At 37.7% G+C, this 25,054-nt stretch carries 15 protein-coding genes; 5 read left to right on the forward strand and 10 right to left on the reverse strand.

The window, feature by feature from the left end:
• Positions 1-8: 8 nt before the first annotated feature.
• The 8 genes from hybE to exbB form a co-directional block, all read right to left on the reverse strand.
• On the reverse strand, positions 9-503 hold the full coding sequence (gene hybE / locus GWJ05_RS05595; RefSeq protein WP_036932953.1) for a hydrogenase-2 assembly chaperone: 495 nt from the start codon (positions 501-503) through the stop codon (positions 9-11).
• Positions 500-988: a HyaD/HybD family hydrogenase maturation endopeptidase gene (locus GWJ05_RS05600; RefSeq protein WP_036932954.1), complete on the reverse strand. Its 489-nt coding sequence runs from the start codon at positions 986-988 to the stop codon at positions 500-502. The genes hybE and GWJ05_RS05600 overlap by 4 nt, the downstream gene beginning before the upstream one ends.
• Entirely contained in the window at positions 988-2,691 is a 1,704-nt protein-coding gene (hybC, locus tag GWJ05_RS05605; protein ID WP_161681157.1) for a hydrogenase 2 large subunit, read from the reverse strand. The genes GWJ05_RS05600 and hybC overlap by 1 nt, the downstream gene beginning before the upstream one ends.
• Complete coding sequence (hybB, locus tag GWJ05_RS05610; RefSeq protein WP_036932957.1) at positions 2,688-3,869, reverse strand: Ni/Fe-hydrogenase cytochrome b subunit; 1,182 nt, start codon at positions 3,867-3,869, stop codon at positions 2,688-2,690. The genes hybC and hybB overlap by 4 nt, the downstream gene beginning before the upstream one ends.
• The gene (hybA, locus tag GWJ05_RS05615) at positions 3,856-4,869 is read right to left on the reverse strand and encodes a hydrogenase 2 operon protein HybA (protein WP_036911746.1); all 1,014 of its coding nucleotides are present in this window, start codon (positions 4,867-4,869) and stop codon (positions 3,856-3,858) included. The genes hybB and hybA overlap by 14 nt, the downstream gene beginning before the upstream one ends.
• Positions 4,866-5,990, reverse strand: a complete 1,125-nt coding sequence (gene hybO, locus GWJ05_RS05620) for a hydrogenase 2 small subunit (RefSeq protein ID WP_036932958.1) — start codon at positions 5,988-5,990, stop codon at positions 4,866-4,868. Before hybO ends, hybA begins: the two co-directional genes overlap by 4 nt.
• 1,880 nt (positions 5,991-7,870) lie before the next feature.
• On the reverse strand, positions 7,871-8,299 hold the full coding sequence (gene exbD / locus GWJ05_RS05625; protein ID WP_036932959.1) for a TonB system transport protein ExbD: 429 nt from the start codon (positions 8,297-8,299) through the stop codon (positions 7,871-7,873).
• Positions 8,300-8,305: 6 nt separating this feature from the next.
• Positions 8,306-9,316, reverse strand: coding sequence for a tonB-system energizer ExbB (gene exbB, locus GWJ05_RS05630; RefSeq protein ID WP_036932960.1), 1,011 nt, complete (start codon positions 9,314-9,316; stop codon positions 8,306-8,308).
• A gap of 330 nt (positions 9,317-9,646) precedes the next feature.
• On the opposite strand from exbB, the gene metC reads away from it, so the two are divergent.
• Positions 9,647-10,837, forward strand: coding sequence for a cystathionine beta-lyase (gene metC / locus GWJ05_RS05635; protein ID WP_036932962.1), 1,191 nt, complete (start codon positions 9,647-9,649; stop codon positions 10,835-10,837).
• Between the two features lie 123 nt (positions 10,838-10,960).
• The gene (locus GWJ05_RS05640; protein ID WP_036932964.1) at positions 10,961-11,629 is read left to right on the forward strand and encodes a DedA family protein; all 669 of its coding nucleotides are present in this window, start codon (positions 10,961-10,963) and stop codon (positions 11,627-11,629) included.
• A gap of 159 nt (positions 11,630-11,788) precedes the next feature.
• Here the strand turns inward: GWJ05_RS05640 and GWJ05_RS05645 are convergent, their stop codons facing one another.
• Positions 11,789-12,571 (reverse strand): class I SAM-dependent methyltransferase, encoded by a 783-nt coding sequence (locus GWJ05_RS05645; protein ID WP_087802950.1) that lies wholly within the window; start codon positions 12,569-12,571, stop codon positions 11,789-11,791.
• Positions 12,572-12,751: 180 nt separating this feature from the next.
• On the opposite strand from GWJ05_RS05645, the gene GWJ05_RS05650 reads away from it, so the two are divergent.
• The 3 genes from GWJ05_RS05650 (at position 12,752) to GWJ05_RS05660 (ending at position 21,665) form a co-directional block, all read left to right on the forward strand.
• Positions 12,752-13,909, forward strand: a complete 1,158-nt coding sequence (locus tag GWJ05_RS05650) for an iron-containing alcohol dehydrogenase (protein WP_036932966.1) — start codon at positions 12,752-12,754, stop codon at positions 13,907-13,909.
• A gap of 28 nt (positions 13,910-13,937) precedes the next feature.
• Positions 13,938-14,768, forward strand: coding sequence for a 2,5-didehydrogluconate reductase DkgA (gene dkgA, locus GWJ05_RS05655; RefSeq protein ID WP_036932967.1), 831 nt, complete (start codon positions 13,938-13,940; stop codon positions 14,766-14,768).
• Positions 14,769-14,957: 189 nt separating this feature from the next.
• Complete coding sequence (locus GWJ05_RS05660) at positions 14,958-21,665, forward strand: Ig-like domain-containing protein (protein ID WP_161681159.1); 6,708 nt, start codon at positions 14,958-14,960, stop codon at positions 21,663-21,665.
• Positions 21,666-21,826: 161 nt separating this feature from the next.
• Here GWJ05_RS05660 and carB read toward each other — a convergent pair whose 3' ends face one another.
• On the reverse strand, positions 21,827-25,054 hold the full coding sequence (carB, locus tag GWJ05_RS05665; RefSeq protein ID WP_036932968.1) for a carbamoyl-phosphate synthase large subunit: 3,228 nt from the start codon (positions 25,052-25,054) through the stop codon (positions 21,827-21,829).

Raw genomic sequence — 25,054 nt, forward strand, 5'->3', positions numbered from 1 at the left:
TTTCTACACTATGATCTTAACTGACCTCGGAAGAGAGAACGACGACTTAAATCAACTTCTGCTACGGATTGTGTCTGAACAGGAAGAGAAAGAGCCATTTTCACACTATTTTCAACCAACTCCACAGCATGTTCCGCTACTAAATGTCTATCAAGTGGCGACATTAATGAACAAGCAAGGTATTGCATTCCACCCGCAAGTTCACCCACAACGAATTTAATCTGACCACAAGGTAGCTCTAACCCTATGCGATCACCCACTTTACGATGTGGCCATTCTTGTGACGGTCCTGGAAAAACGACAAGTTCTAACATCCAAGGCGTTAAAACAGCACCAATCCATTGATTTTCAAATAAGGTAAAGCCTCCTGCTTTTACAGGAATACCCTCGCGATAAAAAGGAAGACTTTTCATCTCTTTTTCAGCAATTTCACTAAAACGTGCTTCAAGTTGCTCAACAGGCGGTTCATCATATCCTAGGATATCCCAGCTTAATTCACTCATGCTGTTACCTCTTTAGGTGTGACAGGAATGCCGTATTCACGCAAAATATTCACCACATGTTCTAGCGCAATCTCCATTGATTTTTCACCAATGTCAGACAATGACATACTCGGCTCTAATGATGCTGGCTCAATACCCACTAAAATAAGCTTACGTGGAAATTCATCCGTCATACGTAAAGCCATTAACACATCAGATAAACCTAGTTGATGAGGCGAGATCTTCTGTGTAAAAAGCGCAGGAACATCATCATCATGTAAAACAAAAATACTGCCTGGTTCATGATTACTTCTTACCGCATCGGCAACAATCAGGAGGTCTCTTGCAGCGATATCTTGCAAAATTTCCATTCCTGATGTGCCACCATCAATAACATCGACGTTCTCTGGTAAAGAGAAGCGCTCTTCGAGCGCCTCTACGATACGAACACCAATGCCTTCATCGCTTAGTAATAAATTACCAATACCTAAGACAAGTGTACGCATTATAATACCTTCACCTTACTCAGTTCTTTACCTGTTAAATCAACCATATGTACAGCACATGCCATACATGGGTCAAAGGAGTGGATCGTTCTTACCACTTCTAATGGTTTTTTAGGATCAGCAACAGGTGTACCAACAAGTGATAACTCATAAGGACCCGGTTCATCATTAAAGTTACGAGGACCCGCATTCCATGTTGATGGAACAACGGCCTGATAGTTAGTAATTTTACCGTCTTTAAACACGATCCAGTGAGATAACATACCGCGAGAGGCTTCTTCAAAACCCACCCCACGATACTCTTTACCTGGTTCAAACTCTGGTTTAATAAAGGCAGTTGTGTCACCACGACCAATATTATCAACCAGTGATTGCCATAAGAAGTTCAGAGAATCTTGTAATACGCAAGCATGAACAGTACGTCCAATAATACGTCCCCAAGTTGACTCTAACTGCTCATTAACCAGTGTTTCACCTGTTAATTTAGTATATATCTCATTAACTTCGTTATAGTGCTTAACAGTACCTTCGTGCTTACCTGCTAAACCACACACTAACCACGCTAATGTGCCGACTTCTACAGGTTTGCCATAGAATGTTGGTGATTTAACCCATGAGTATTTATTGTTTTCATCCCAGCCTGTGTATTTAGGACGAGTTAAGCCTTCCCATGGTTTTAATGGTTCATCATCTTCATACCATGCGTGTTTACCACTTTCTTCTATACCGTCTTTCAGGTTTTCATCTTTCCAGTTTTTAATTGGACGATACGTTGAGAAATCAACGCCTTCCATATAACCACCAGACAGTAAAAACTCGGTGTTATTACCATTGATTGGTAACTCAGGTACAGATAAATAGTAGTTAGCTCCTTTACCAATTTTTAGCCACTCTGGATAATAAGCAGCAAAAATAGCGGTATCGACTTTATAAACTTGTTCAATAAAATCACCAAGATTATCGATAAAGTGCTTCACATACATTAAACGTTCTAAGTTAAGAACACTTGGTGCATCAAGATTAATTGGGTTAGCAACCCCCCCCACAGCCAAGTTTTGGATATGAGGTGTTTTACCACCAAGAACAGCAACGATACGGTTTGCATCACGCTGACATTCAAGAGCTTGCAGATAGTGAGCAACGGCAATCAAGTTAACTTCTGGTGGTAATTTCATGGCTGAGTGACCCCAATAACCATTAGCGAAAATACCTAACTGACCGCTATCTACTAAATCTTGGATTTTTTTCTGTACTTTTCTAAATTCTTCAGCAGAATTTAATTGCCACTTAGAAACGCCTTTCAGCATCGCTGATGCTTTTTCAGGATCGGCTTGTAATGCAGAAGTAATATCAACCCAGTCCATCGCAGAAAGCTGATAGAAGTGAACGATATGGTCATGAAGAATATGAGAAGCCAAAATAATGTTACGGATATATTGCGCATTGACAGGAATATCCATACCTAAGGCATCTTCAACTGCACGTACTGAGGCAATCGCGTGAACTGTCGTACAAACACCACAAATACGTTGCACGATAATCCATGCATCACGAGGATCGCTTCCTTTTAGGATCTCCTCCATTCCGCGCCACATGGTACCGGAAGACCAAGCCTTAACAACTTTTCCGTTATCAATTTCACAATCGACGCGTAAATGCCCTTCAATACGGGTAATAGGATCAATAGTAATGCGTTGGCTCATGATTTAACCTCAGCCTTTTTTAATTGTATATTTGAATCTGTTTGTGCAGGTAAAACCGGCAATAAACGGATAATAAGAATGTAAGCAGTTACTTCAAATGCAACGAAGCCAATAGAAATCAATAATTCACTTGCTGTTGGGAAATAGTGGTAACCATTGCCTGGATTATAAGCAACTAAAGAGTAATTCATACGCCACATTGCTGCGCCAATAAGCATAAATAATGCGCATACAAACAACATTCTTGGGTTACGACGATTATCATTCAGATGCATAAGCACAAGTGGGATAAGCAACAATGCACTTTCAGCAATGAATAACCAAGAGAACATATCCCCATTTGCGATATAACTGAGTTTACCGTTCCAAATTACCTCGCCCCAACGTAGTACCAAGAAAGTAATCAATAACACTTCGATCACTCGTGTTAGCTTGGTAAACAATGGTGTTTCGTCATCATTCATGGTACGGCTTGCTTTTAACAGCGAACCTTCAAAAATAACGATAGTGAAACCGAGAATAAAGGCTGTTAGTAAAGAAAACAGCGGTAACATCTCATAAGATTGCCACAGTGGATGTACTTTCCAACCCGCTGAAATCATTAATGATCCCATTGAGGATTGGTGCATGGTTGGCAGTAAAGCACCAAGACCAATAATAAAGAACATCGCTTTATTAAGACGTTTCAACGACACTTTCCAACCTAAACGTTCTAATAACGCAGGTAAGAATTCTAATGCCATCACCATAATATAGATGGTCATACAGGTCGCTGTTTCAAACAACACTGAGTTAACGTTAAAGTATTGCGGCATAAAGAAGTGAGGCATGTTCCAATAACGACCAATATCAATAGCGATGGATAAACCACCTAATGAATAGCCAAACAAGCTCGCGAGTAATGCAGGACGCACTAATGGGTGAAACTCCCCTTTATTAAAGACATAAACAGCCCATGCAAGTGCCCAACCGCCACATGCAAAGCCTGTTCCTATCAATAAGTCAAAGGCAATCCAAATACCCCAAGGGTATCCCCCATTCAGGTCAGAGACATCGCCCAGACCTAATACCAAACGCTTACCAATAAGAATAAAACCGAGCACAGCAAGCGGTAAAAATACTCTTACTGCTAGAGTAAATAACTTACCGCCAAGTGGACGAGGATCATGACTCGACATCGTTATCCTCCTTGTGGTGTTCCTGCTCTTGTTTTTTACTATTACGGTTAACCAAATAGGTGATCCCTGCAAGGGCTGCTATTGGTAATACCATGCCTTTATAAAGCGTATGTTGAATATGTTCAGAACGCGCACCCGTTGATAATGGTGCCACTTCTGGCATTCCTAAATTGTCGAAAGGAACCGCAGAAAGTACCATGACTTGCGTACCGCCACCTTCAAACTCACCATAGATATGATCTTGATATTCAGGAATTTTATGTAGATAAGTATCGCCACCACTAATGGTTTGACGTGGGTAATGATATTCTTCACCCGCTTTTTTCGCTAAACGACGTTTTGCTTCTTCTAGCAATTCTTCGCGTGTACCGAAAATAACTGCACCAGTAGGACAAACTTCAACACAGCCTGGTAATAAGCCTTTATCTAAACGCTCAACACCTTTTTGGTTACAAAGCTCGCATTTATAGAGCTTACCAAATGGATCATCATAATCGTATTTTGGAATGTTATAAGGGCATCCCACCATACAGTAACGACAACCTGTACAGATATCCGCGTGATAATGGACAATACCGGTTTTTGGATCTTTGGTTAACGCAGAAACAGGGCAAACGGAAACGCAGTTCGCATCAACACAATGCATACATTGTTTCTTAATGAAAGCATAACCGTTTTCCAGTTGGTCTTTATTTTCACCCGTACCATCACGCCAAATTTGAATAATATTATTTGTGTAAGGACTTAATTTATCGTTGTTTGACCAAATCGGATCGCCATTAGCGTAAGTATCACCACGCTCCATTGGCTCCGGATGATTGATTTCCTGACATTTAGTGACACATGCTTGACAGCCTACACATAATGTAGAGTCGTAGAGCATACCGAGAGACCCAGGAATCGGGGGACGGTTCTGCGCCGCAGCATGACTCGCAGTGGGAGCCATTCCCGCAAGGAGAACCCCACCTGATGCCAGCTTAAAGAAATGACGCCTATTCACCGTTTATCCTCCTGTGAGGCTCCTGTGGCATTCTTGTCACGGCCTAATTGACGCACAGCCATCACACTGACACCGGCAACCGCACCGACAACAGCACCGAGCAAGCCTGCAGCACCATAAGACACGCCACCACCTTCTTTCGCATTAACATCAGGTACTTGCGCTTTTGGTGTTGGCTGATAAACATTCGCTAATTGGAAAATACCTTTAGTAAAGCCAATCCCTTCTTCATTACATCCGTAACAAGGGTGACCAATACCTACAGGCCAAATTCCACCACCAACATCGCAGAATTCCAATGTCGGGCAGTTACCATAGGTTTCAGGCCCTTTACAGCCTAAATGGTATAAACACCAACCTTGACGATGACCTTCATCACCAAACTCTTTAGCAAAACGACCCGCGTCAAAATGAGGGCGACGTTCACAGTTTTCGTGAATTAAACGCTCATAAGCAAAAAGCGGTCTGTTCTTGCTATCTAACTTAGGCAATTTATTGAAAGTAATAATATGTGCAACCGTCGCTAAGAAGTTATGTGGGTTTGGTGGGCATCCTGGAATATTGATAACAGTTTTACCTGGTAAAATCGCTTCCAGTGATTTAGCACCTGTTGGGTTACCTCCAGTAGCAGGCACTCCCCCCCATGCAGAACATGAACCAATCGCAATAATCGCAGCGGCCCCTTCAGCGGCTTCTTTGATATGCTCAATAATAGGTTTTCCTGCAACCATACAGTAAACACCGCCATCTTTGTCTGGGATTGAACCATCGACAACGAGAACGTACTTACCTTTATATTTCTCCATCGCATTGTGTTTATTTTCTTCAGCTTGATCACCAAAAGCCGAAGAAAGCACTTCGTGATATTCGAGTGCAATAACATCAAGCACAAGATTTTCCAGAGTCGGGTGAGTCGCACGTAATAAAGACTCCGTACACCCTGTACACTCCTGAGCACCAATCCAAATAACCGGTGGGCGTTCAGTTGACACCATTGCTTCTGACATTTCTGCGGCAGCTTTGCCGCTTAATCCCATGGTAGCTGACAACGCAGCACACAATTTCATAAAATCGCGTCGGTTAATACCATGATGGGAAAAAACATTATTCCCCAAGGCCATATATCTCTCCTGATATGATGATTTTTAATTGGAATAATTTTAAAACACCGCCTTTTTAACACTACGACACAATAATGACTTGATCATTATCAAGCGATAATTCATTAAAAAATAAATTATTCTTTTATGTGAGTAAAAACGTTTCAGCAATATAAGGTTTAATATCTATTTTTTATATATTTCGTCATTTTAAATTTATTACGACTTTATTTAGAAATGATAAAAGAAATAGAAATAATTCTCATTAACTCGATAGATGAAGAGTTATAAATATTTAAATTGTTAATAATCATAAAGATACAAGTAAGTCAAAAAACAATCAATTTATAAGACAATATATTTAAAATAATACAAAATTAATAATTAATTATTTTAACTTTCTAATAAAAGTTATTAAAAATTAATTTAAATATATTCTTTAATTATAATGACGACTCTTGTTTTCATATTATCAACCTTTACATTACATCATAAATAATGTTAAAAATTGCATTTCATAAACAATAAATGATTACATTAATATATTTAATTTCAGCTTATTTTAATGACTAATTTAGTCCATTTTCTTTTGTTATTCATTTTTAACCATCATAACTCTGCTTATTTTTTAACCAAAAACCAACCTATTTTTCTTATCATTTTTCATATAGTTATATGTATATTCGTTTTTGGAATAAGATAATCCCCTACTATGAAATCGTTATATAATTAAATACATAATAATGAGAACTGATATTCAAAAGATCTGATCATTAATAATTACTAACTAGTAAACCATGGGGATAATTACATAAAGTTATTTTATAACCTATCGAATTTATAACGAAATTAACCTAGCTAAATTTTTATGTTAAATTTTTGTTGTTTTTATAGATAAAAAAATACAAATTATCGATAAAAAATCCCCAAATAAAGCATATTTCTTATTTTTGTAAGAATAGATGAAAGAAGTGCTCATAAATCTGAAAAATAGAAAAACACTTTGTTAACTGTTTGTACTATTCAGTCTGACAAAACCTTGTGAGAGTGGGAGAAAAACCAAGAATAAGGAGATAAAAGTAAGGTCTATGTGCTTTAGATTAACACCTTGGAATGACTGGAGTGATAAAAATAGATCCCATCAACAAAATAAAAGGCCATAACACCGAAATGTTATGGCCTTTAAATTTATTAAAATAATAAAATGCTATGTGTAGTTCTCTGCCTTTCACGTTTTATTGTACTCACCGCTTATCAAAGACAAGAAGTGGTTTGAATAAGTAAATAAAATCTACTTACCAGAAATTGGAATGACTGAAAACAACGGTCTACCTGGTGCAATAAAAAAATAAGTATCCAAATACGGATAACTTAGATAATAAATAAATTAGGCGTTCTGGCACATTACAAAATGTTTCAATTTGTAATGTGAATGCATTATATCCAATAAGATTTTTTGCGCAAGCATTTTTACACTTAAATCAAATTAAAACAAAAACACCACTAATCATATGGTTATAGAAAAATTTAACTTAAAAAAGCAAATATCAACAAATCTAAAAGTGAAAAAAAATGAAGAGTTAATGAATATTAATGTAAAGTAAGTTGAAATAATAATATCTACTTAGCATTAATTGATTCAGCTTATTTTTACCGAGCAAACTAAATTAATTGCTTATTCTTAAAATTAATCTACCTATTATTAACATTATTTAAGACTAAAGCTAAATTTGATTCTAACTCAATTTTATTAATAACCTTGTTAATAACTAAAAGCAGTAAAAATATAACCGTTATTTTTTGTATAATAAAAAAGCACTTTATTCATCATTTCACAACGACAAATAAAGTACTTTTTAAATAGCGTAATAATACTTAGTTGAAGAGCATATTTTTAAATGTTAATTGCCTGTAGAGACAGTTTCCATTCCTACTAATCCAACTTTAAGATACCCCGCCTTTCTTAACGAATCCATTGCAGCCATTAACGTTTCATAATCAACCGTTTTATCTGCCTGGAAAAAGATGGTGGTCTCCTTGTTTGCTTGTGTCATGGTATCTAACACATTAGCCATCGTTTCATGTGTGACCCTCTCTTCACCAATGAAAATTTGCTTATCAGACTTTATGGTCAAATAAACAGGCTTTTCAGGGCGAGGCTGTGGTTTTGCACTTGAAGCGGGTAAATTTACTTTTATATCAACGGTAGCTAAAGGCGCGGCTACCATAAAGATAATGAGCAGAACCAACATGACATCAATAAAAGGCGTCACATTGATATCATGTAATTCATTATCATCACCTGAATCATCACCAAGACGCATTGCCATAATTCATTACCTTGCTTTGCTGTTTTCGATATCTAAGTCACGGCTAACTAATGTCACCACACCTGTTGCAATATCACCAATTTCACCACGATAGCCTGCGATCATACGAGCAAAAATGTTATAAATGATAACGGCCGGAATTGCAGCAATCAGACCAATCGCAGTCGCTAATAAGGCTTCAGCAATCCCTGGAGCAACAACCGCCAAGTTAGTCGTTTGAGAATGTGCAATACCAATAAAGCTGTTCATAATTCCCCAAACCGTACCAAAAAGACCAATAAATGGAGAAATTGCGCCAATAGTAGCTAAGTAGCCATTACCACGGCCTAACTCACGAACAATAGCAGCAACTCGACGTTCCATACGCATTTCAACACGTTCTTTAATGCCTGATGCCACTTTACTTTCTTGAGAGTAAGTACGCTCTAATTCAGCATCATTAAAGAAATCAGCCGTCGCGCTCTTATTACCGAATTTTTTGCTAATAGCTAAAGCATCATTAAGTGATTTAGCATCAACTAATTGCGCTGTTTCATTTCTTAATCGACGACGCAATGAAAGTAAGTAGCTTCCTTTGGCGAAAAATAATGCCCACGTCACAATAGACGCTAACAGTAAGCCAATCATAACGCTCTTAACGACTAAATCGGCATTACGATACATGCCCATAACGGACAGATCTTCTGCAAATCCTCCCCCTGTCACCATTTCTGGCTCTACTTGTGATGACATATTTTCTGTCGCTGGCGGAGTATTTTCTGCGTTTTCAGCCGTTGTAAGTGATGTATTTTCACCCTCAAGCTTAGCCGGTTCAGATCCCGGCGTTTTAACTTCATTGCCTGTATTAGCAGATGAGTCTGTTGTCGGTGTTGCGGTTGTAGCAGTTCCCTGTGTAGAAGCTGTTGAAGAAACGGCAGCAGTAGTTGGCTGTTCGGTTGGTGTGGCAGGAGTCGTATCCGCAAAAGCAGAGCCTGTCAGACCTATTGCCAATAGAATAGAAGCTGTCAAATTACGCATCAGTTGGCCTTTTACTCTCTTTTTTATCTATTTATTTATTCAGTAATGACGCTTTTCAGTCACTACTTACCCAAAATCGTTCGCTTACAATCATCCTGTTTGCCATCAGGAAAGAGAAAACGCTCAAATGATATCAAACATGAAGCATTTTGATAGTAATTATCATTACTATTTGGCTATTTTTTTTTCATTTGTCGATTTTTAAGACAAATTATCGTTATTTCACGTAACGTGAAATTTTATCAACTATGTCGATCGTCTTTTGTACTTATCCAAAAAATGAATTACCGTGAAGTAAACACACCATCAATTAAAAAGAAGGTATTAAGGATGACGCTAAAAAAACAAGAAACCTCACTCCTCCTTTCTGGTCGAGATAAAAAATATGCCCAAAGCGCAGTAAACCCAATTATACAACGAACTTCATCCGTTATTTTTGATTCGGTTGCACAAAAACGTGAAGCAACGAAAAAACGTGCTGAAGGTACACTTTTTTATGGACGTCGAGGCACAACCACTCACTTTGCCTTACAAGAAGCCCTAACTGAATTAGAACAAGGTGCAGGTTGTGCACTTTTCCCTTCGGGTGCGGCAGCTATTACACAGTCAATACTCGCGTTTGTTGAGCAAGGCTCGCATATTCTTGTGACAGGATCAGCTTACGATCCAACACAAAATTTTTGTGATCAGATCTTGCGCAAATTTTCCGTCACAACAACCTATTTTGATCCTCTAATCGGTAAAAACATCAGTCAACTACTACGACCTGAAACAAAAATTGTTTTTCTTGAATCCCCCGGTTCAATCACGATGGAAATTCAAGATCTACAAGGAATAGTCAGCTCGATTCGCCAATATAATCCTGAAATCATTATAATGATTGATAACACTTGGGCGGCAGGATACCTGCTTAAACCACTTACTTTCGATGTCGATATTTCAATCCAATCTGCCACAAAATATATTAATGGCCACTCCGATGGCATGTTAGGTTTTGCTGTAGCGAATGAACGTTGTTGGGAGCAGTTACGAGAAAATACCTATTTATTAGGTCAATGTGTTGATCCTGATACTGCTTATATGACAGCGAGAGGATTAAGAACATTACCAGTGAGAATGAAGCAACATGAGCAAAGTGCATTGGAAGTTGCTCGTTGGCTAAAACAACACCCATTAGTTGATAATGTTTATCACCCTGCACTAGCCTCTTGCCCAGGGCATGAATATTTTCAACGTGATTTCTCCGGTAGCAACGGTTTGTTCTCTTTTAGTTTAAAGAGAATTTTAACGCCTGAAGAATTTTCACTTTTCTTAGATAACTTTTCATTATTTAAAATGGCATTTTCATGGGGAGGATTTGAATCTTTAATTTTAGGTTATCACCCCAATGATATTAAATCGATGCGCCAATATGAAACTCAATCCACATTTACAGGAACGTTATTTCGCATCCATATCGGATTAGAAAATGTAGACGATCTTATTGAAGATCTAGAGTGCGCGTTTTTACGTATTTCCTAATAAATAATGAATTTTTTATTAAAAAAAATCTATCCCTGTGGAACCACAGGGATTAAATCAAACTGTTATCTTTATTTTGCGTTAGAATAACGAACATAAAGTCTTTTTAATACGAGTTCGCTAATGAGTACATTAAAAGAGATAATTCACGCATTAATGCAACACGATTATATGGTGTTGGCTAATCCTAATGTGTTATGGGTTATCTATATTGTTCTTTTTGTTATTATTATGCTGGAAAACGGGGTATTACCCGCCGCATTTTTACCTGGAGATACACTGCTTATTCTTTGCGGTGCCTTAATTGCAAAAGATGTTTTACACTTCTTTCCAACAATCATCATATTAGGTACTGCCGCCAGTTTTGGGAGTTGGCTTGGCTTTTTACAAGGTCGCTGGCTAAGTGATACAAAAATCGTTAAACGCTGGATGGCTCAATTACCAGAGCAATATCACCATAAAGCCAATGATCTTTTCCATCGACAAGGGTTGTATGCACTATTAATTGGTCGTTTCATCGGTTTTGTACGAACATTATTACCAACATTAGCGGGCTTATCGGAATTGCAACAACGTCGCTTCCAAATATTTAACTGGTTAAGTGGCTTTTTATGGGTAGGTATTATTGTTTCACTAGGTTATGTATTGAATTTAATTCCCTTCATTCAAAAGCATGAAACATTAGTGATGAATATTCTGATGACATTACCCGTATTGCTTTTAAGCGCTGGCTTAATTGGTTCGATTGTGATGTATATTCGCCATCGCAAAAATAGCACCAACAATAAATAATAAAAAAACACGCCATTATTTTAATCATCATAATGGCGTGTTTTAACCATCTAATATTTCAAGAGTTCAGTTGCTCATTGTCTTATCTCCACACCTATTAATATCTGACTAAAAATCCATTTATATAAATCACAATCATATTCTTCCTACTCTATTTTTTTAAAGCTTAATCGCTTTTGAAGCAAGAAATGTTGGAATATAACTGTCAATGAGAAAACGAGCATGAGGAGCAAATTCTTCAACAAAATCTTGCAATAAAAAACCTGCCGTTAACTGTCCACCAATAAGATCAGTCAGAGAGTGGCCAAATACGAGCCCATCACCTTTGGCAACTTTTTCTTGCAGAATATCCAAAGGCAGTGAACCTTGATCGCTATATGGTAAGCGATAAGTTGGTCTTATTAATCCCTGTGAGCGCAATTGCGGATCTCTATCATCAACAAATACAACTGGATTATAAAAACTCGCCATCAGCACACCGCCTTTTTTCAAAACACGGTAGCATTCTTGCCACACTGGATTCACATCTGGCACATATAAGTTTGAGATAGGGTGAAAAATAATATCAAAGCTTTCATCAGTAAATGCAGTTAAATCAGCCATATCACCTTGTACTGTTACCAAATTTAACTGATGTTCTTGTGCCAATTGGCGATCTTTACTTAATTGCCCTTCTGATAAATCAAATACGGTTACGATACCACCAGCGGCGGCCAAAATAGGTGCTTGTTGTCCACCAGCAGACGCTAAACAGAGTATTTTTTTACCTTTAATGTCCGCTAACCACTCATTCTTAACAGGACTAGGTGTTAAATGTACTTTCCAGTTGCCTTGCTTTGCCGCCATAATTTCTTCATCACTCACAGGCTTAGACCACTGATTTTCCATTACAGCTTGTTTATCCCAGTGTTCTTGGTTTAATGTTAAATAATGACTTTCCATATTACTCCTTATAAATTAACTACAATTGAATTGTTGTAGCCATTAAAAAAAATAATTCATCTCTTATTTCTACAACCTTAGAGGTTATAGTTATATCGGGCTATCCTGTCTAGACACAGTGGAAAACTTTTCCCTGATTAATTGTCATGCTTCAGAACATCGAATTAAGGTGGAAACAAAATGCAAAACTTTACTTATTACTCGCCAACTCGCCTTCATTTTGGTCAAGGACAAATAGATAAACTTCGTTCTGAAATTGGGAAAAATGAAAGAATTCTACTTACTTACGGTGGTGGTAGTATTAAGCGCAATGGTGTATTAGATCAGATTTATACCGCTCTTCCAGGCTATCAAATTCATGAATTTAGTGGGATTGAACCCAACCCTTCTTATGAAACGCTAATGAAAGCTGTTTCTTATGCAAGATACCACGGTATTACACACTTACTAGCAGTCGGCGGTGGCTCAGTTATTGATGGTACAAAATTTATTGCTGCGGCTATACCTTATAAAGGTGAACCTTGGGAAATCGTGACAAGTCGCGGTAAAGTAATCGAAAAAGCGATACCTTTGAGTTGTGTATTGACACTGCCTGCGACCGGTACGGAAACTAACAGCTTCTCTGTTATTAGTAGAAAACAGACGATGGATAAGCAAAGCTTTGCCAGTCCTCATGTTTATCCTCATTGCGCGATTTTAGATCCAACAACAACTTATTCTTTACCGCCAAGACAAACCGCTAACGGTGTGGTTGATGCTTTTATTCATATATTAGAGCAATACCTCACTTATCCTGTGAATGCTCGTGTACAAGATGAGTATGCAGAAGGTCTTTTACGTATCTTGATAGATCAAGGACCAAAAGCGCTGACATCGCCTACAGATTATGATATCCGTGCTAATATAATGTGGACAGCATCACAAGCCCTTAATGGCATCCTTGGTGTTGGTGTTCCTCAAGATTGGGCTACGCATGCATTAGGTCATGAACTTACGGCTTTACATGGGCTAGATCATGCACAAACTCTCGCCATCGTTTTACCGGCCCTATTAAATGAAAAACGACAGGCTAAATATGAGAAGTTAATCCAATATGCACAAAAAGTTTGGGGTATAAACCAAGGTTCTGACGCTTTTAAAATTGAAACTGCGATTAATGAAACTCGAAAATTCTTTGAATTAATGGGACTTAGAACTCGACTGGCTGATTTCAAAATCACTGAAGAAGACATTCCTGCTTTAGTGCATAAATTGGAAGAGCATGGACAAACCGCACTAGGCGAGCATCAAGATATCACATTAGAAGTCAGTCAACGTATTTATACAGCAGCACTCTAAGTGCTTTAATGCGACTTTGGAGACAAAAATGGATAAACCTAAACTAATCAAGTTATCTGATGGAAATGCTATCCCACAACTTGGGCTTGGTGTTTGGCAAGCAGATAATCATCAAGTTGTTAACGCAATTCATCACGCTCTTGATACAGGCTATCGTCTTTTTGATACGGCTGCGATTTACCACAATGAAGAAGGCGTCGGTAAAGCACTCAAACAGACATCAATTCCCCGTGATGAACTTTTTATCACCACAAAATTATGGAATAACGATCAATCCCATGCCCGTGGTGCCTTATTAGAAAGCCTCCAGCGTTTGCAACTTGATTATATTGACCTCTACTTAATGCATTGGCCAGTACCATCGCGTGAGCTTTATGTTGATGCGTGGAAACAAATGATTATTTTGCAAAAAGAAGGCTTAGTAAAAAGCATTGGTGTCTGTAATTTTAAAGAAGAACACCTTGAACGGATCATTACTGAAACGGGTGTAACCCCCGTAATTAACCAAATTGAAATTCATCCTTTAATGCAACAAGCGTCATTAAGAGCATGGAACACAACTCATAATATTGTGACTGAATCTTGGAGCCCATTAGCACAAGGTGGTGAAGGTGTCTTTGATCAACCGATGATTCAAAAACTTGCTGAGAAATATCATAAAACACCAGCACAAATTGTTTTACGCTGGCATTTAGATAGTGGGCTTGTGGCGATACCTAAATCAATTACACCATCTCGTATTGAAGAGAATTTCCGTATTTTTGATTTTAAATTAGAAAAAGAAGAAGTTGCTGAAATAACGACACTTGAGAAGAAAAAACGCTTAGGTCCTGATCCTGATATTTTTGTTGATATCTAATTTTTAATTTACAATTACCAAGCCAATAGAGATTATTTTCTATTGGCTTTTTATCTTTATATCTATTTTATTTTTTTGATCATTAATTTTTATATATTTAGAAATCAATTAATTCAAGTTCACTTTCTGATATCTAAAACATATATAAATACGAAAATCTCATCATTATTTGTTACGGTGAGTTTAAAAATGACAAAATTTAAAAGTGGACTAACACCTCAACTCTCTTCCATTACAAAGAAAGTTGCTTGGTTTAATATCTTTATTCAACTAGCATTTCCTATTTCAGCAACAATTCCAGCCAATGTATTTGCAAGAGAGAATAACCAAGAAAAACAGACAATTAATTTGTTAAAAAAAAAGAGCACTTATCAGGTTCAAGCAAATGACACGCCAGAATCAATTGCAAAAAAATTCAATATAAAGTTGTTTAAACTTATTGAAGCTAATCCTGATTATGTTTCTTTAGTTGGAAAATTAAAAGTAAAAGCAGGGATTACACTCAATATTCCCGATGAGTCTTTACCAACAAAAAAATGGCTTAATAATAACAATGACCAAGATACTTCTATTCCTACCACTAACGGACAAGAACTGGCTCAAATTATTGTCGATAATTCTTCTCTATTAAATAGAGACACCGATGCAACACAATATGCAATAAGCAGAATATCCAATAAAGCAAATCAACAAATAGAACAATGGCTTAATCAATTTGGCCATGCTCGAGTATCACTTTCCACGGATAAACATTTCACTTTAGAAGGGAGTTCTGCTGATCTTCTTATTCCTGTCTATGATAGTGAGAAAAACTTAGTTTTTACTCAAACCAGTTATCACCGCAAAAATGCTCGTAGTCAATTAAATCAAGGGATTGGCTATCGTCATTTTACCGATAAATTTATGGTCGGTTTAAATGCTTTTTATGACTACGATTTGAGTCGCTATCATAGTCGATTCGGTATTGGTGCTGAGGTATGGCGAGATTATTTTAAATTAAACATAAATCACTATCATCGCTTATCCAACTGGCGTACTTCTGACGATGTGATGGATTATAATGAACGTCCAGCAAATGGTTGGGATATTAGAACGGAAGGGTATCTACCTGCTTATCCGCAATTAGGTGCTAAGCTTATTTTTGAGCAATATTACGGAAAAGAAGTTGGCTTATTTAGTAAAGATAATCGCCAAGAAAATCCGCATGCTTATACTGCTGGATTAACCTATACCCCAGTGCCATTAATTACATTTGGTGCTGAACGTCGTTTTGGATTAAATGATAATAGTGATAATAAATTTGACGTCAGTATCCAATATCGACTCGGTGAATCACTCTCTTCACAACTCAATCCTAATAATGTTCGATCAACACGTTTAATGTCAGGAAATCGCTATGATTTCGTAAATAGAAATAATGAAATTGTTTTGGAATATAAAAAGAAAACCTTAGTCTTCCTTTCCCTCACACCAACAATCAATGGTTATGCCAAAGAAGAAAAAGATTTGGGAGTACAAGTTCACTCTAAATATCCAGTTAAACAAATTGAATGGTCTGCCAGTCGTTTAATCGCTAACGGAGGTAAAATTAATCACAATAATAATCTTAATTACTCCATAATCCTTCCGCGTCATCTATCTGGTTTAACGGAAGAAAATAGCTACACAATAAACGCCGTTGCGATTGATGAACAGGGCAACCGTTCTGATCCTGTACAAAGTCACATTACGGTTGATCAATCCGCTATCAATACACAAAATAGCCAATTTACGCCTAAATCAACACAACTTCCTGCAGACAATCATTCTGTACAAAATCTCACCTTATCAATTTTCGATAATGATAAGCTTCCCGTTGATATCGATATAAAAGAACTATCACTAAAGATCCAATCCGATAATCCTATTGGCAATAGTCGAGTCTCAAATTTCAGTCGAATTGATACAGGAAAATATCAAGCAACAATAACCGCAGGAAGCACACCTGAAATTGTAACGTTAACCCCAAAATTCAGGGATAATATCTTTAATCAGGCACAGGTGACTTTTGTCGCTGATACTCATTCAGCCATTATTGCTCAAGGTGGGTTAACCGTAATTAAAAACCATGCACCCGCTGATGGTAAAAGCCAAAATAAAATTCAAGTCATCGTAACCGATATTAATACCAATAGAATTCCTAACTATCCGGTCTCTTTTACTGCAGATAATGGCGCAACGATTATTGGGCAGAAGAATACAGACTCTGAAGGTAAAATTATTTCGGTAACACCATCAACCCCACCTTATATTGCTGATGGCAATACCCCCGTAATTTTTACTGCTATCGTTAAAGATAAAAATCACAATGTAATACCTAATGCCAAGGTGATTTGGTCTACTAATCGAGATCAAAGTATCGTGGGTATTAATGAGGTATCAACGACAGATAACCAAGGTATTGCTAAAACAACAGTAACCAGTACTCACGCTTTTGATGTCATTGTAACCGCTAGACTCAGTAATGAATCATTTGATGCAAAACCGATTTCCTTTATTGCTAATAATCAACACGGTTTAATTACCTTAACAAGTAATAAAACTCAATTAGTTGCAGATAATACAGAGCAAGCGATATTAACTGCTGTAGTAAAAGATAAATTCGGGAATAAATTACCTAATGTAACCGTTAAATGGCAATCCAACGCCTCTGCAACTCTCGATAAGCAAAAGAGTGTGACTGACAATCAAGGACAAACAACCAATCAAATACGCACTAAAAAAGCAGGTGTAACCGAAATTATCGTTACACTTGAAAATAAAGAAAAAGCACAACTCGCCCTAACTGCTATTGCGAATCCTAATAGTGCTAATATTGTCCTAACGACTGAAAATAATAAAACAGAAGCGATAGCAGATAATCACGATACCATTACCTTATCAGCGCATGTTACTGATGCTGAAAATAATCCATTAATCAAACAATCTGTATTTTGGCATTCAACTCATAATACGCTTAGCACTAACATGACAAAAACAGATGATAATGGTGATGTAAAAATAGAGATAAAAGGCACTAAAGCCCTACCAACAACTGTCACAGCAATATTAGAAAATAACCAAAGTGCAACACAAAACATTCACTTCATCGCAGGCCAGGTCAAGTCATCACAAAGTACATTTTTGATTGAACCGCAATCTATTATTGCCAATGGCCAATCACTCGCCACAGGTACTATTACCCTAAAAGATACATTCGGTAATCCTGTGCCAAAACAAGAGAAATTGATAACGCTAACGGGTGATAACCCCACTATTCAATTTAGCGCCATAAAAGAAATAGATAACGGTGTTTACCAAACCTCAATCAAGGGTAAACAAGAAGGTATTAGCACCATTAACGCTAAATATACCAATATAAGTAATACATTTACTTTAGCACAACCTCTTGGTTTTATTGCTGATAAGCAAAACGCCACAATTAATGCAGTTAATGTGGTCGCACCTTTTGATGTCATCGCAAATGGTACGGATAAAGTGGTTATTCGCGCAAAAATTGTTGATAAGCAAGGTAACCCTGGCATGGAAGGAATTGCTGTGGGTTGGATAACCTCACTAGGTCGACTCTCACAACCTATCAGTAAAACCAATAAAAATGGGATAGCGGAAATTACGTTAATCAGCACACAAGCAGGTTCAGCACAAGTGACCGCAATGTTAGACAGCCAACAATCTCTCGATGCTGATCATTTGATTAATTTTAATACTGATACCATTTCTGCTGATAAATCTCAGCTATCACTTATTCCTAACACCATTATTTCTGAGGTCGAACAATCTCACATTACTTTAACGCTAAAAGATAAATACGATAATTTATTAACAGGATTAGAGAATAAAATTAGCGTTAGCTACAGCACTGATTTAACGGCAACAACGACAGCATTTAAAGAAATCTCAACGGGGGTTTATCAAGCACAAGTTAGCGCATTAAAAGCCGGCCAAACAACAATCAGTGCAAAAATAGATCGTGTAACACTCACACACACTGCATTATTAACGGTTCTGCCTAATAGTCAAACGGCAAAAGTTGATAAGTTTGTGATTAGTGATACAAAACCTCATGCGGGCGACACCATCACTTATAGTGCTTATATCAGCGATAAAAATGATAATCCTGTCAATAGTGGCGTCAACGTAACATGGACAACGGACAAAGAGAGTCTACTTGCCAAACCACTCACATTTACAGACAGCAAAGGTATTGCAGAGGTTAAGTTAACTCGTAACCCTGCGGGTATTGCTAAAGTTAACGCCATATTAATTTCAGGTCGTTACCCCGCTCCTGATGTCAATTTTGTGGCCGATGATGTGGATGAAAATCGTTCAGAAATCAACTTAATACCTGCATCAATCATTGCCAATGGTACGGATAAGACATTACTCACTTTAACGATTAAAGATAAAGGCGGTAATATTTTACCTGATCAGCAAGTTGAAGGGATCTCTAATAACCCAACGATACAATTTAGCGCGGCTAAACAAGTCTCTCCGGGCCATTATGAAATTGAAGCAACGGGGACTAAATCCGGCACAGCACAATTAAGTGTCAAAGTGAATGGTGTTGATTTCAAAAAACAAAAAACCTTGCAACTTCGTGCTGATGCAACAACATGGAAAATAAAAGCCACTAATGTAGATAGAACGACCATGATTGCTGGTGATAAAGGCGTTAATTATCAAGCAACTATTGTCGATGCTAATGACAATATATTACCTAACGTCATTGTGTCATGGAAATTACAAGGTTTAGCTGATGACTATGACTTTAGTACCTATACAGATGCTCACGGTATCGCAAGAACCAAAGTGACCAGCCATGTTGCGGGTATTTTAAAAATGAGTGCGTATCTTGATTTAAGCAATCACAAAGCGATACAAGATGTCACTGTCACTCCTGCTAATATCGATGCGAATAAATCAATCTTCAGTAGTAATCGTCAATCAATTGGTGGTGATAATAAAGATAACGCCTTAATTACTGTAAATTTAATGGATAAATACAGTAATACTATTGATGGTAAAACCGTTTCAATTAAAGCAATCAATGGTAAAGCTAACTTTAGTCATAACCCATTAAATCCATTAGGAAATGGTAATTACCAGACCACACTTACTTCGAATGTTAAAACAGATATTATTTTAACGGCTGAAGCCGATGGGATCACCATTGCAAAATCATTAACCATTAAAGTCACTATTCCTAAACCAACCATTATATTTGCTAAGCAGATCCAACAAGAAACCTATGCTTCTGCGCCAATCAATGCATTAAGTTATACGGGATTACCTAATAATATTAATGTGATGTGGTCTAGCTCAGAGCCGACTATTGCCTCGATTGACACCAATAGTGGCAAAATCTCGATGAAAAAAGCAGGCACAGTAATCATTACACTGCAAACGTCAGGAAACGAGCAATATCAACCAGCTCAAAGTAGTTATCCTTTGGTCATTGAAAAAGCGAAACCACATCTGAAAATCATGTCTCCACTCAACATACAATCAACGTGGAATGATGGTATAACTCAAAAAATACTTACCCGATTTGATAATACAGATGCAAAAAATATCACTGTCAGTTTTTCCAGCGACAATCCTTCTATTACCACTGTAGATGATAAAGGGGTATTAAATGCCATAATGCCGGGGAAAACAAAAATAAAAGTACAAAGTGAGGCAACTGAACAATTCTTAGCAGATACTCATACTATTGATTATGAACAAAAAAAAGGAACTTTCGTTATTAATTTTGCTAATAAAAGCGTCGTATTATCAGATGATCAATTAGGTGTAAAAGTACAACAACCTGACAAACAAATTCCTCCTGAAATAAAAGCAATATGGCTTTCATCGAACCCTAATGTTGTCGCCATTAAAGATACAGGAGAAATAACAGCACTAAGTAAAGGTAAAAGCGTTATTTCATTACAGGTCTTGGAAAACCAATATTTCTTAGCCTCTCAAGGAAGCTATGAAATTGAAGTAAGAGCTATTCCTAGTGTAAAAATACTCTCAATAGCCCGTCGAGTTGATAATCAATTCCTTGATAAAGAGCTTTCTGTTTCAACACAAAAAACTATTCGCTGGACACCTATCTATGATAACGACACCATTCAAATAACTTGGAAACTAAAAGATGATGACACTGCTAGTCAAACAGCGGTAAATATTGAATTAATGATTAATGGAAAAACATATAGTAAAAATGAGAATATTCCTGATACTTCTAATTTAGAAAAAACAACCACGTTTCACGCTGAAAAAAGCTTCTTCGATAAAGGTGCAAAAATAGAGATCAAAGCGATTGCATTCGATTGGGGAAATAGTAATAAAGAGTACCCTGAGTTTTATCCATTAAAAGTAGAACCTGTTACTCCACAATTTATGGAATATAGTTTTGATGGACACATCAATTTTGTTGAAACAAGTAATAACGGTAAGTTGACGAGTTCATGTCGGACATTAGCCACAGAGCCCATGACTCATGTTATGGCTGTTCCAGTAACGTCAATCGGATTCGGAACGAATAAACTCTTATATCCTGTACATATTTCTCATAGGCTTGTTAATATTCAAGGTGATTCCAGTCGAAATGAAGTAGATTATAAAGATAGCACTAGTTATTCTTCTTCTATTCATAATGATTCCAAAGCTGACACCTATCCTTCACTCGCAATGAAAGAAGATTGTTATCAACGTCCCATAGGCGCCCCTGATTCAGGCTCAGCAACATTAATCACCGAAATGGAGATCTATGGTGTGAAAAAAGAATTCCAACAAGCTGTTACTTGGGAAGGTTCAGGTAGCGCACAAGGCAATAATGTCCATGTAATTTATAATAAATCAATACGTTAGACAGTTAACTTATTAAAAAAATAGGCTTTTATTAACACCCATAAAAATTAAATATTATGGGTGTTTTCTTTTTATTATCAGCCATTTTTAAATGACAAAATAAAAAATCCTGAATAGACGTTTCCTTCTATTCAGGATCATAATTAAAACGACAAACAAACTTAAGCGTTGCTTATCTTTTTATGCATTTCTTGAACGGAAATAACACTCGCCGTCGGATCCGCCGTTAATGACAGCGTAGTCGCAAATCCACCATTTAACGTTGTGTCATAATGGACTTTATATCTTAATGCACTACGACGAATAATCTTAGAATCTTCAATAGCTTGGCGACCCGAAGTTGTATTAACAATATAGTCATATTCACCATTTTTAATTCTATCTTCAATATGCGGTCGCCCTTCATGAACTTTATTCACTAAACGTGGATTTATTCCCGCTTCACCTAATACAATGGCTGTACCGTGTGTCGCATCTAATTCGAACCCACTTTTTAGCAATTTAGTGGCTAAATCAACAACACGCTTTTTATCACCTTCGCGCACAGAGAGAAGTGCTCTACCTTTTTTCTTCATCGTAGAGCTACTGCCTAACATCGCTTTAGCAAAAGCTTGAGCAAAGGTTGCTCCGACTCCCATTACTTCGCCAGTTGAACGCATTTCCGGCCCTAAAATAGGATCAACACCTGCAAACTTATTGAAAGGTAAAACCACTTCTTTTACAGAGTAATAAGGGGGAATAACTTCTTTTGTTATCCCTTGCTCTTCAAGGCTTTGTCCTATCATGACACGTGCAGCGACTTTGGCTAATGGCACACCAGTGGCTTTTGACACAAAAGGCACTGTGCGAGCCGCTCGAGGATTAACTTCGATAAGATAAACATCATCACCTTTTACCGCAAATTGTGCATTCATCAGCCCTTTTACACCTAATTCAAAAGCAAGCTCACGAACTTGTTTACGCATCACATCTTGAATTTCTTTGCTTAAGGTATACGCAGGTAATGAACAAGCTGAATCACCGGAGTGAACACCTGCTTGTTCGATATGTTCCATAATACCGCCAATCACGACTTGTTTACCGTCACAAATTGCATCAATATCAACTTCAATCGCATCATCTAGAAAACGGTCTAATAATACAGGGGCATCGTTTGACACACTGACGGCAGTTTGGAAATAACGACGTAAATCAACTTCATCATAAACAATTTCCATGGCACGTCCACCAAGCACATAAGAAGGACGAACCACCAGCGGATAGCCAATTAATTGCGCTTTTTCTACCGCCTCTTCTAAAGCGGTCACAGTGGTATTTTCAGGCTGTTTTAGCCCTAATTTATCAACCGCTTTTTGGAAACGCTCACGATCTTCGGCTTTATCGATTGCATCAGGCGTTGTGCCAATGACTGGCACACCTTCAGCTTCTAACGCTCTTGCTAATTTTAACGGTGTTTGACCACCATATTGCACGATAACCCCTTTCGGTTTTTCGATACGCACAATTTCAAGCACATCTTCTAATGTGACAGGTTCGAAATAGAGTCTGTCAGAGGTGTCATAATCCGTTGAAACCGTTTCAGGATTACAGTTCACCATAATGGTTTCGTAACCGTCTTCACGTAGTGCAAGCGCCGCATGAACACAACAATAATCAAATTCAATCCCTTGACCTATACGATTGGGCCCACCGCCTAAGATCATCACTTTGGGTTTATTTTGATGTGGATTTGCCTCGCACTCTTCTTCATAAGTCGAGTACATATAAGCCGTATCAGTTGCAAATTCTGCCGCACAAGTATCAACACGTTTATAGACTGGATGTAGCTGATATTGCTCACGTAATTGGCGAATAGCATATTCTTTTACGTTAAGTATTTTAGCTAAACGCGCATCGGCAAAACCTTTACGCTTTAATTGACGTAAAAAATCAGCACTTAATCCTTTTATACCAACTTCACTGACTTTTTCTTCCAGACGAACGATTTCTTCAATTTGAACTAAGAACCAGCGATCAATATTGGTGAGATTAAAGACACCATCAACAGATAATCCAGCGCGGAAAGCATCTGCGATATACCAAATTCTGTCTGAACCTGCTTCTTTTAACTCTCGACGAATTTTGGTTAATGCTTCAGGGTCGTCTAAATCGACTTTGGGATCAAAACCAGTAGCACCAACTTCAAGACCTCGTAACGCTTTTTGCATAGATTCTTGTAGCGTTCTACCAATTGCCATCACTTCGCCAACAGATTTCATTTGCGTTGTTAGTCTGTCATTTGTTCCTGCAAATTTTTCAAAGTTAAAGCGAGGGATTTTTGTCACAACATAGTCGATTGAAGGCTCGAAAGAGGCAGGTGTTCTTCCTCCTGTGATATCATTCATCAGCTCATCAAGGGTATAACCTACCGCTAATTTTGCGGCAACTTTAGCAATCGGAAAGCCGGTTGCTTTGGATGCCAAGGCAGAAGAGCGTGAGACACGAGGATTCATTTCAATAACAATCAAACGCCCTGTTTTAGGATCAACAGCAAACTGAACGTTAGAGCCACCAGTTTCAACACCTATCTCACGTAATACTGCCATCGAGGCGTTACGCATAATTTGATATTCTTTGTCGGTAAGTGTTTGTGCTGGTGCAACAGTAATGGAGTCGCCCGTATGAATTCCCATTGCATCGAAGTTTTCGATAGAACAGACGATAATGCAGTTGTCGTTTTTATCACGCACGACTTCCATTTCGTACTCTTTCCAACCAATCAGTGATTCATCAATTAATAGTTCATTGGTTGGTGATAAATCTAAACCGCGAATACAGATTTCTTCAAATTCTTCGCGATTATAGGCAATACCACCACCGGTTCCTCCCATCGTGAATGAAGGACGAATGATACAAGGAAAACCAACCTGTTGTGCGACCGCAAACGCTTCATCAAGGTTATGTGCAATACCTGAACGCGCTGTATCTAAGCCTATTTTCTTCATCGCTTTATCAAAGCGTTGTCTATCTTCTGCTTTATCAATTGCATCGGCTGTTGCCCCAATCATGGTGACACCAAATTCAGCTAAAACGCCTTGGCGCTCTAATTCTAAAGCACAGTTCAGTGCTGTTTGCCCGCCCATTGTCGGTAGTACCGCATCGGGACGTTCTTTTTCGATAATTTTTCTCACAACTTGCCAGTGAATAGGCTCGATGTACGTTGCATCAGCCATCTCAGGATCGGTCATAATGGTTGCAGGGTTTGAATTTACCAAAACAACTCGATATCCCTCTTCACGTAAAGCTTTACATGCTTGAGCGCCTGAATAGTCAAATTCACACGCTTGTCCGATAACAATCGGTCCAGCACCTAAAATCAGGATTGTTTTGATATCTGTTCTTTTAGCCAT

The sequence above is a fragment of the Proteus sp. G2626 genome (assembly GCF_009915985.1).
Classification (GTDB): Bacteria; Pseudomonadota; Gammaproteobacteria; order Enterobacterales; family Enterobacteriaceae; genus Proteus; species Proteus vulgaris.

Excerpts from the sequence above, each read along its gene's own strand:
- exbB (WP_036932960.1), bottom strand. The coding sequence starts at position 9,316 with ATGCGTAATTTGACAGCTTCTATTCTATTGGCAATAGGTCTGACAGGC.
- GWJ05_RS05660 (WP_161681159.1), top strand. The coding sequence starts at position 14,958 with ATGACAAAATTTAAAAGTGGACTAACACCTCAACTCTCTTCCATTACA.
- GWJ05_RS05600 (WP_036932954.1), bottom strand. The coding sequence starts at position 988 with ATGCGTACACTTGTCTTAGGTATTGGTAATTTATTACTAAGCGATGAA.
- exbD (WP_036932959.1), bottom strand. The coding sequence starts at position 8,299 with ATGGCAATGCGTCTTGGTGATGATTCAGGTGATGATAATGAATTACAT.
- GWJ05_RS05650 (WP_036932966.1), top strand. The coding sequence starts at position 12,752 with ATGCAAAACTTTACTTATTACTCGCCAACTCGCCTTCATTTTGGTCAA.
- hybO (WP_036932958.1), bottom strand. The coding sequence starts at position 5,990 with ATGGCCTTGGGGAATAATGTTTTTTCCCATCATGGTATTAACCGACGC.
- dkgA (WP_036932967.1), top strand. The coding sequence starts at position 13,938 with ATGGATAAACCTAAACTAATCAAGTTATCTGATGGAAATGCTATCCCA.
- hybE (WP_036932953.1), bottom strand. The coding sequence starts at position 503 with ATGAGTGAATTAAGCTGGGATATCCTAGGATATGATGAACCGCCTGTT.
- hybB (WP_036932957.1), bottom strand. The coding sequence starts at position 3,869 with ATGTCGAGTCATGATCCTCGTCCACTTGGCGGTAAGTTATTTACTCTA.
- metC (WP_036932962.1), top strand. The coding sequence starts at position 9,647 with ATGACGCTAAAAAAACAAGAAACCTCACTCCTCCTTTCTGGTCGAGAT.
- hybC (WP_161681157.1), bottom strand. The coding sequence starts at position 2,691 with ATGAGCCAACGCATTACTATTGATCCTATTACCCGTATTGAAGGGCAT.
- GWJ05_RS05640 (WP_036932964.1), top strand. The coding sequence starts at position 10,961 with ATGAGTACATTAAAAGAGATAATTCACGCATTAATGCAACACGATTAT.
- carB (WP_036932968.1), bottom strand. The coding sequence starts at position 25,054 with ATGGCTAAAAGAACAGATATCAAAACAATCCTGATTTTAGGTGCTGGA.
- GWJ05_RS05645 (WP_087802950.1), bottom strand. The coding sequence starts at position 12,571 with ATGGAAAGTCATTATTTAACATTAAACCAAGAACACTGGGATAAACAA.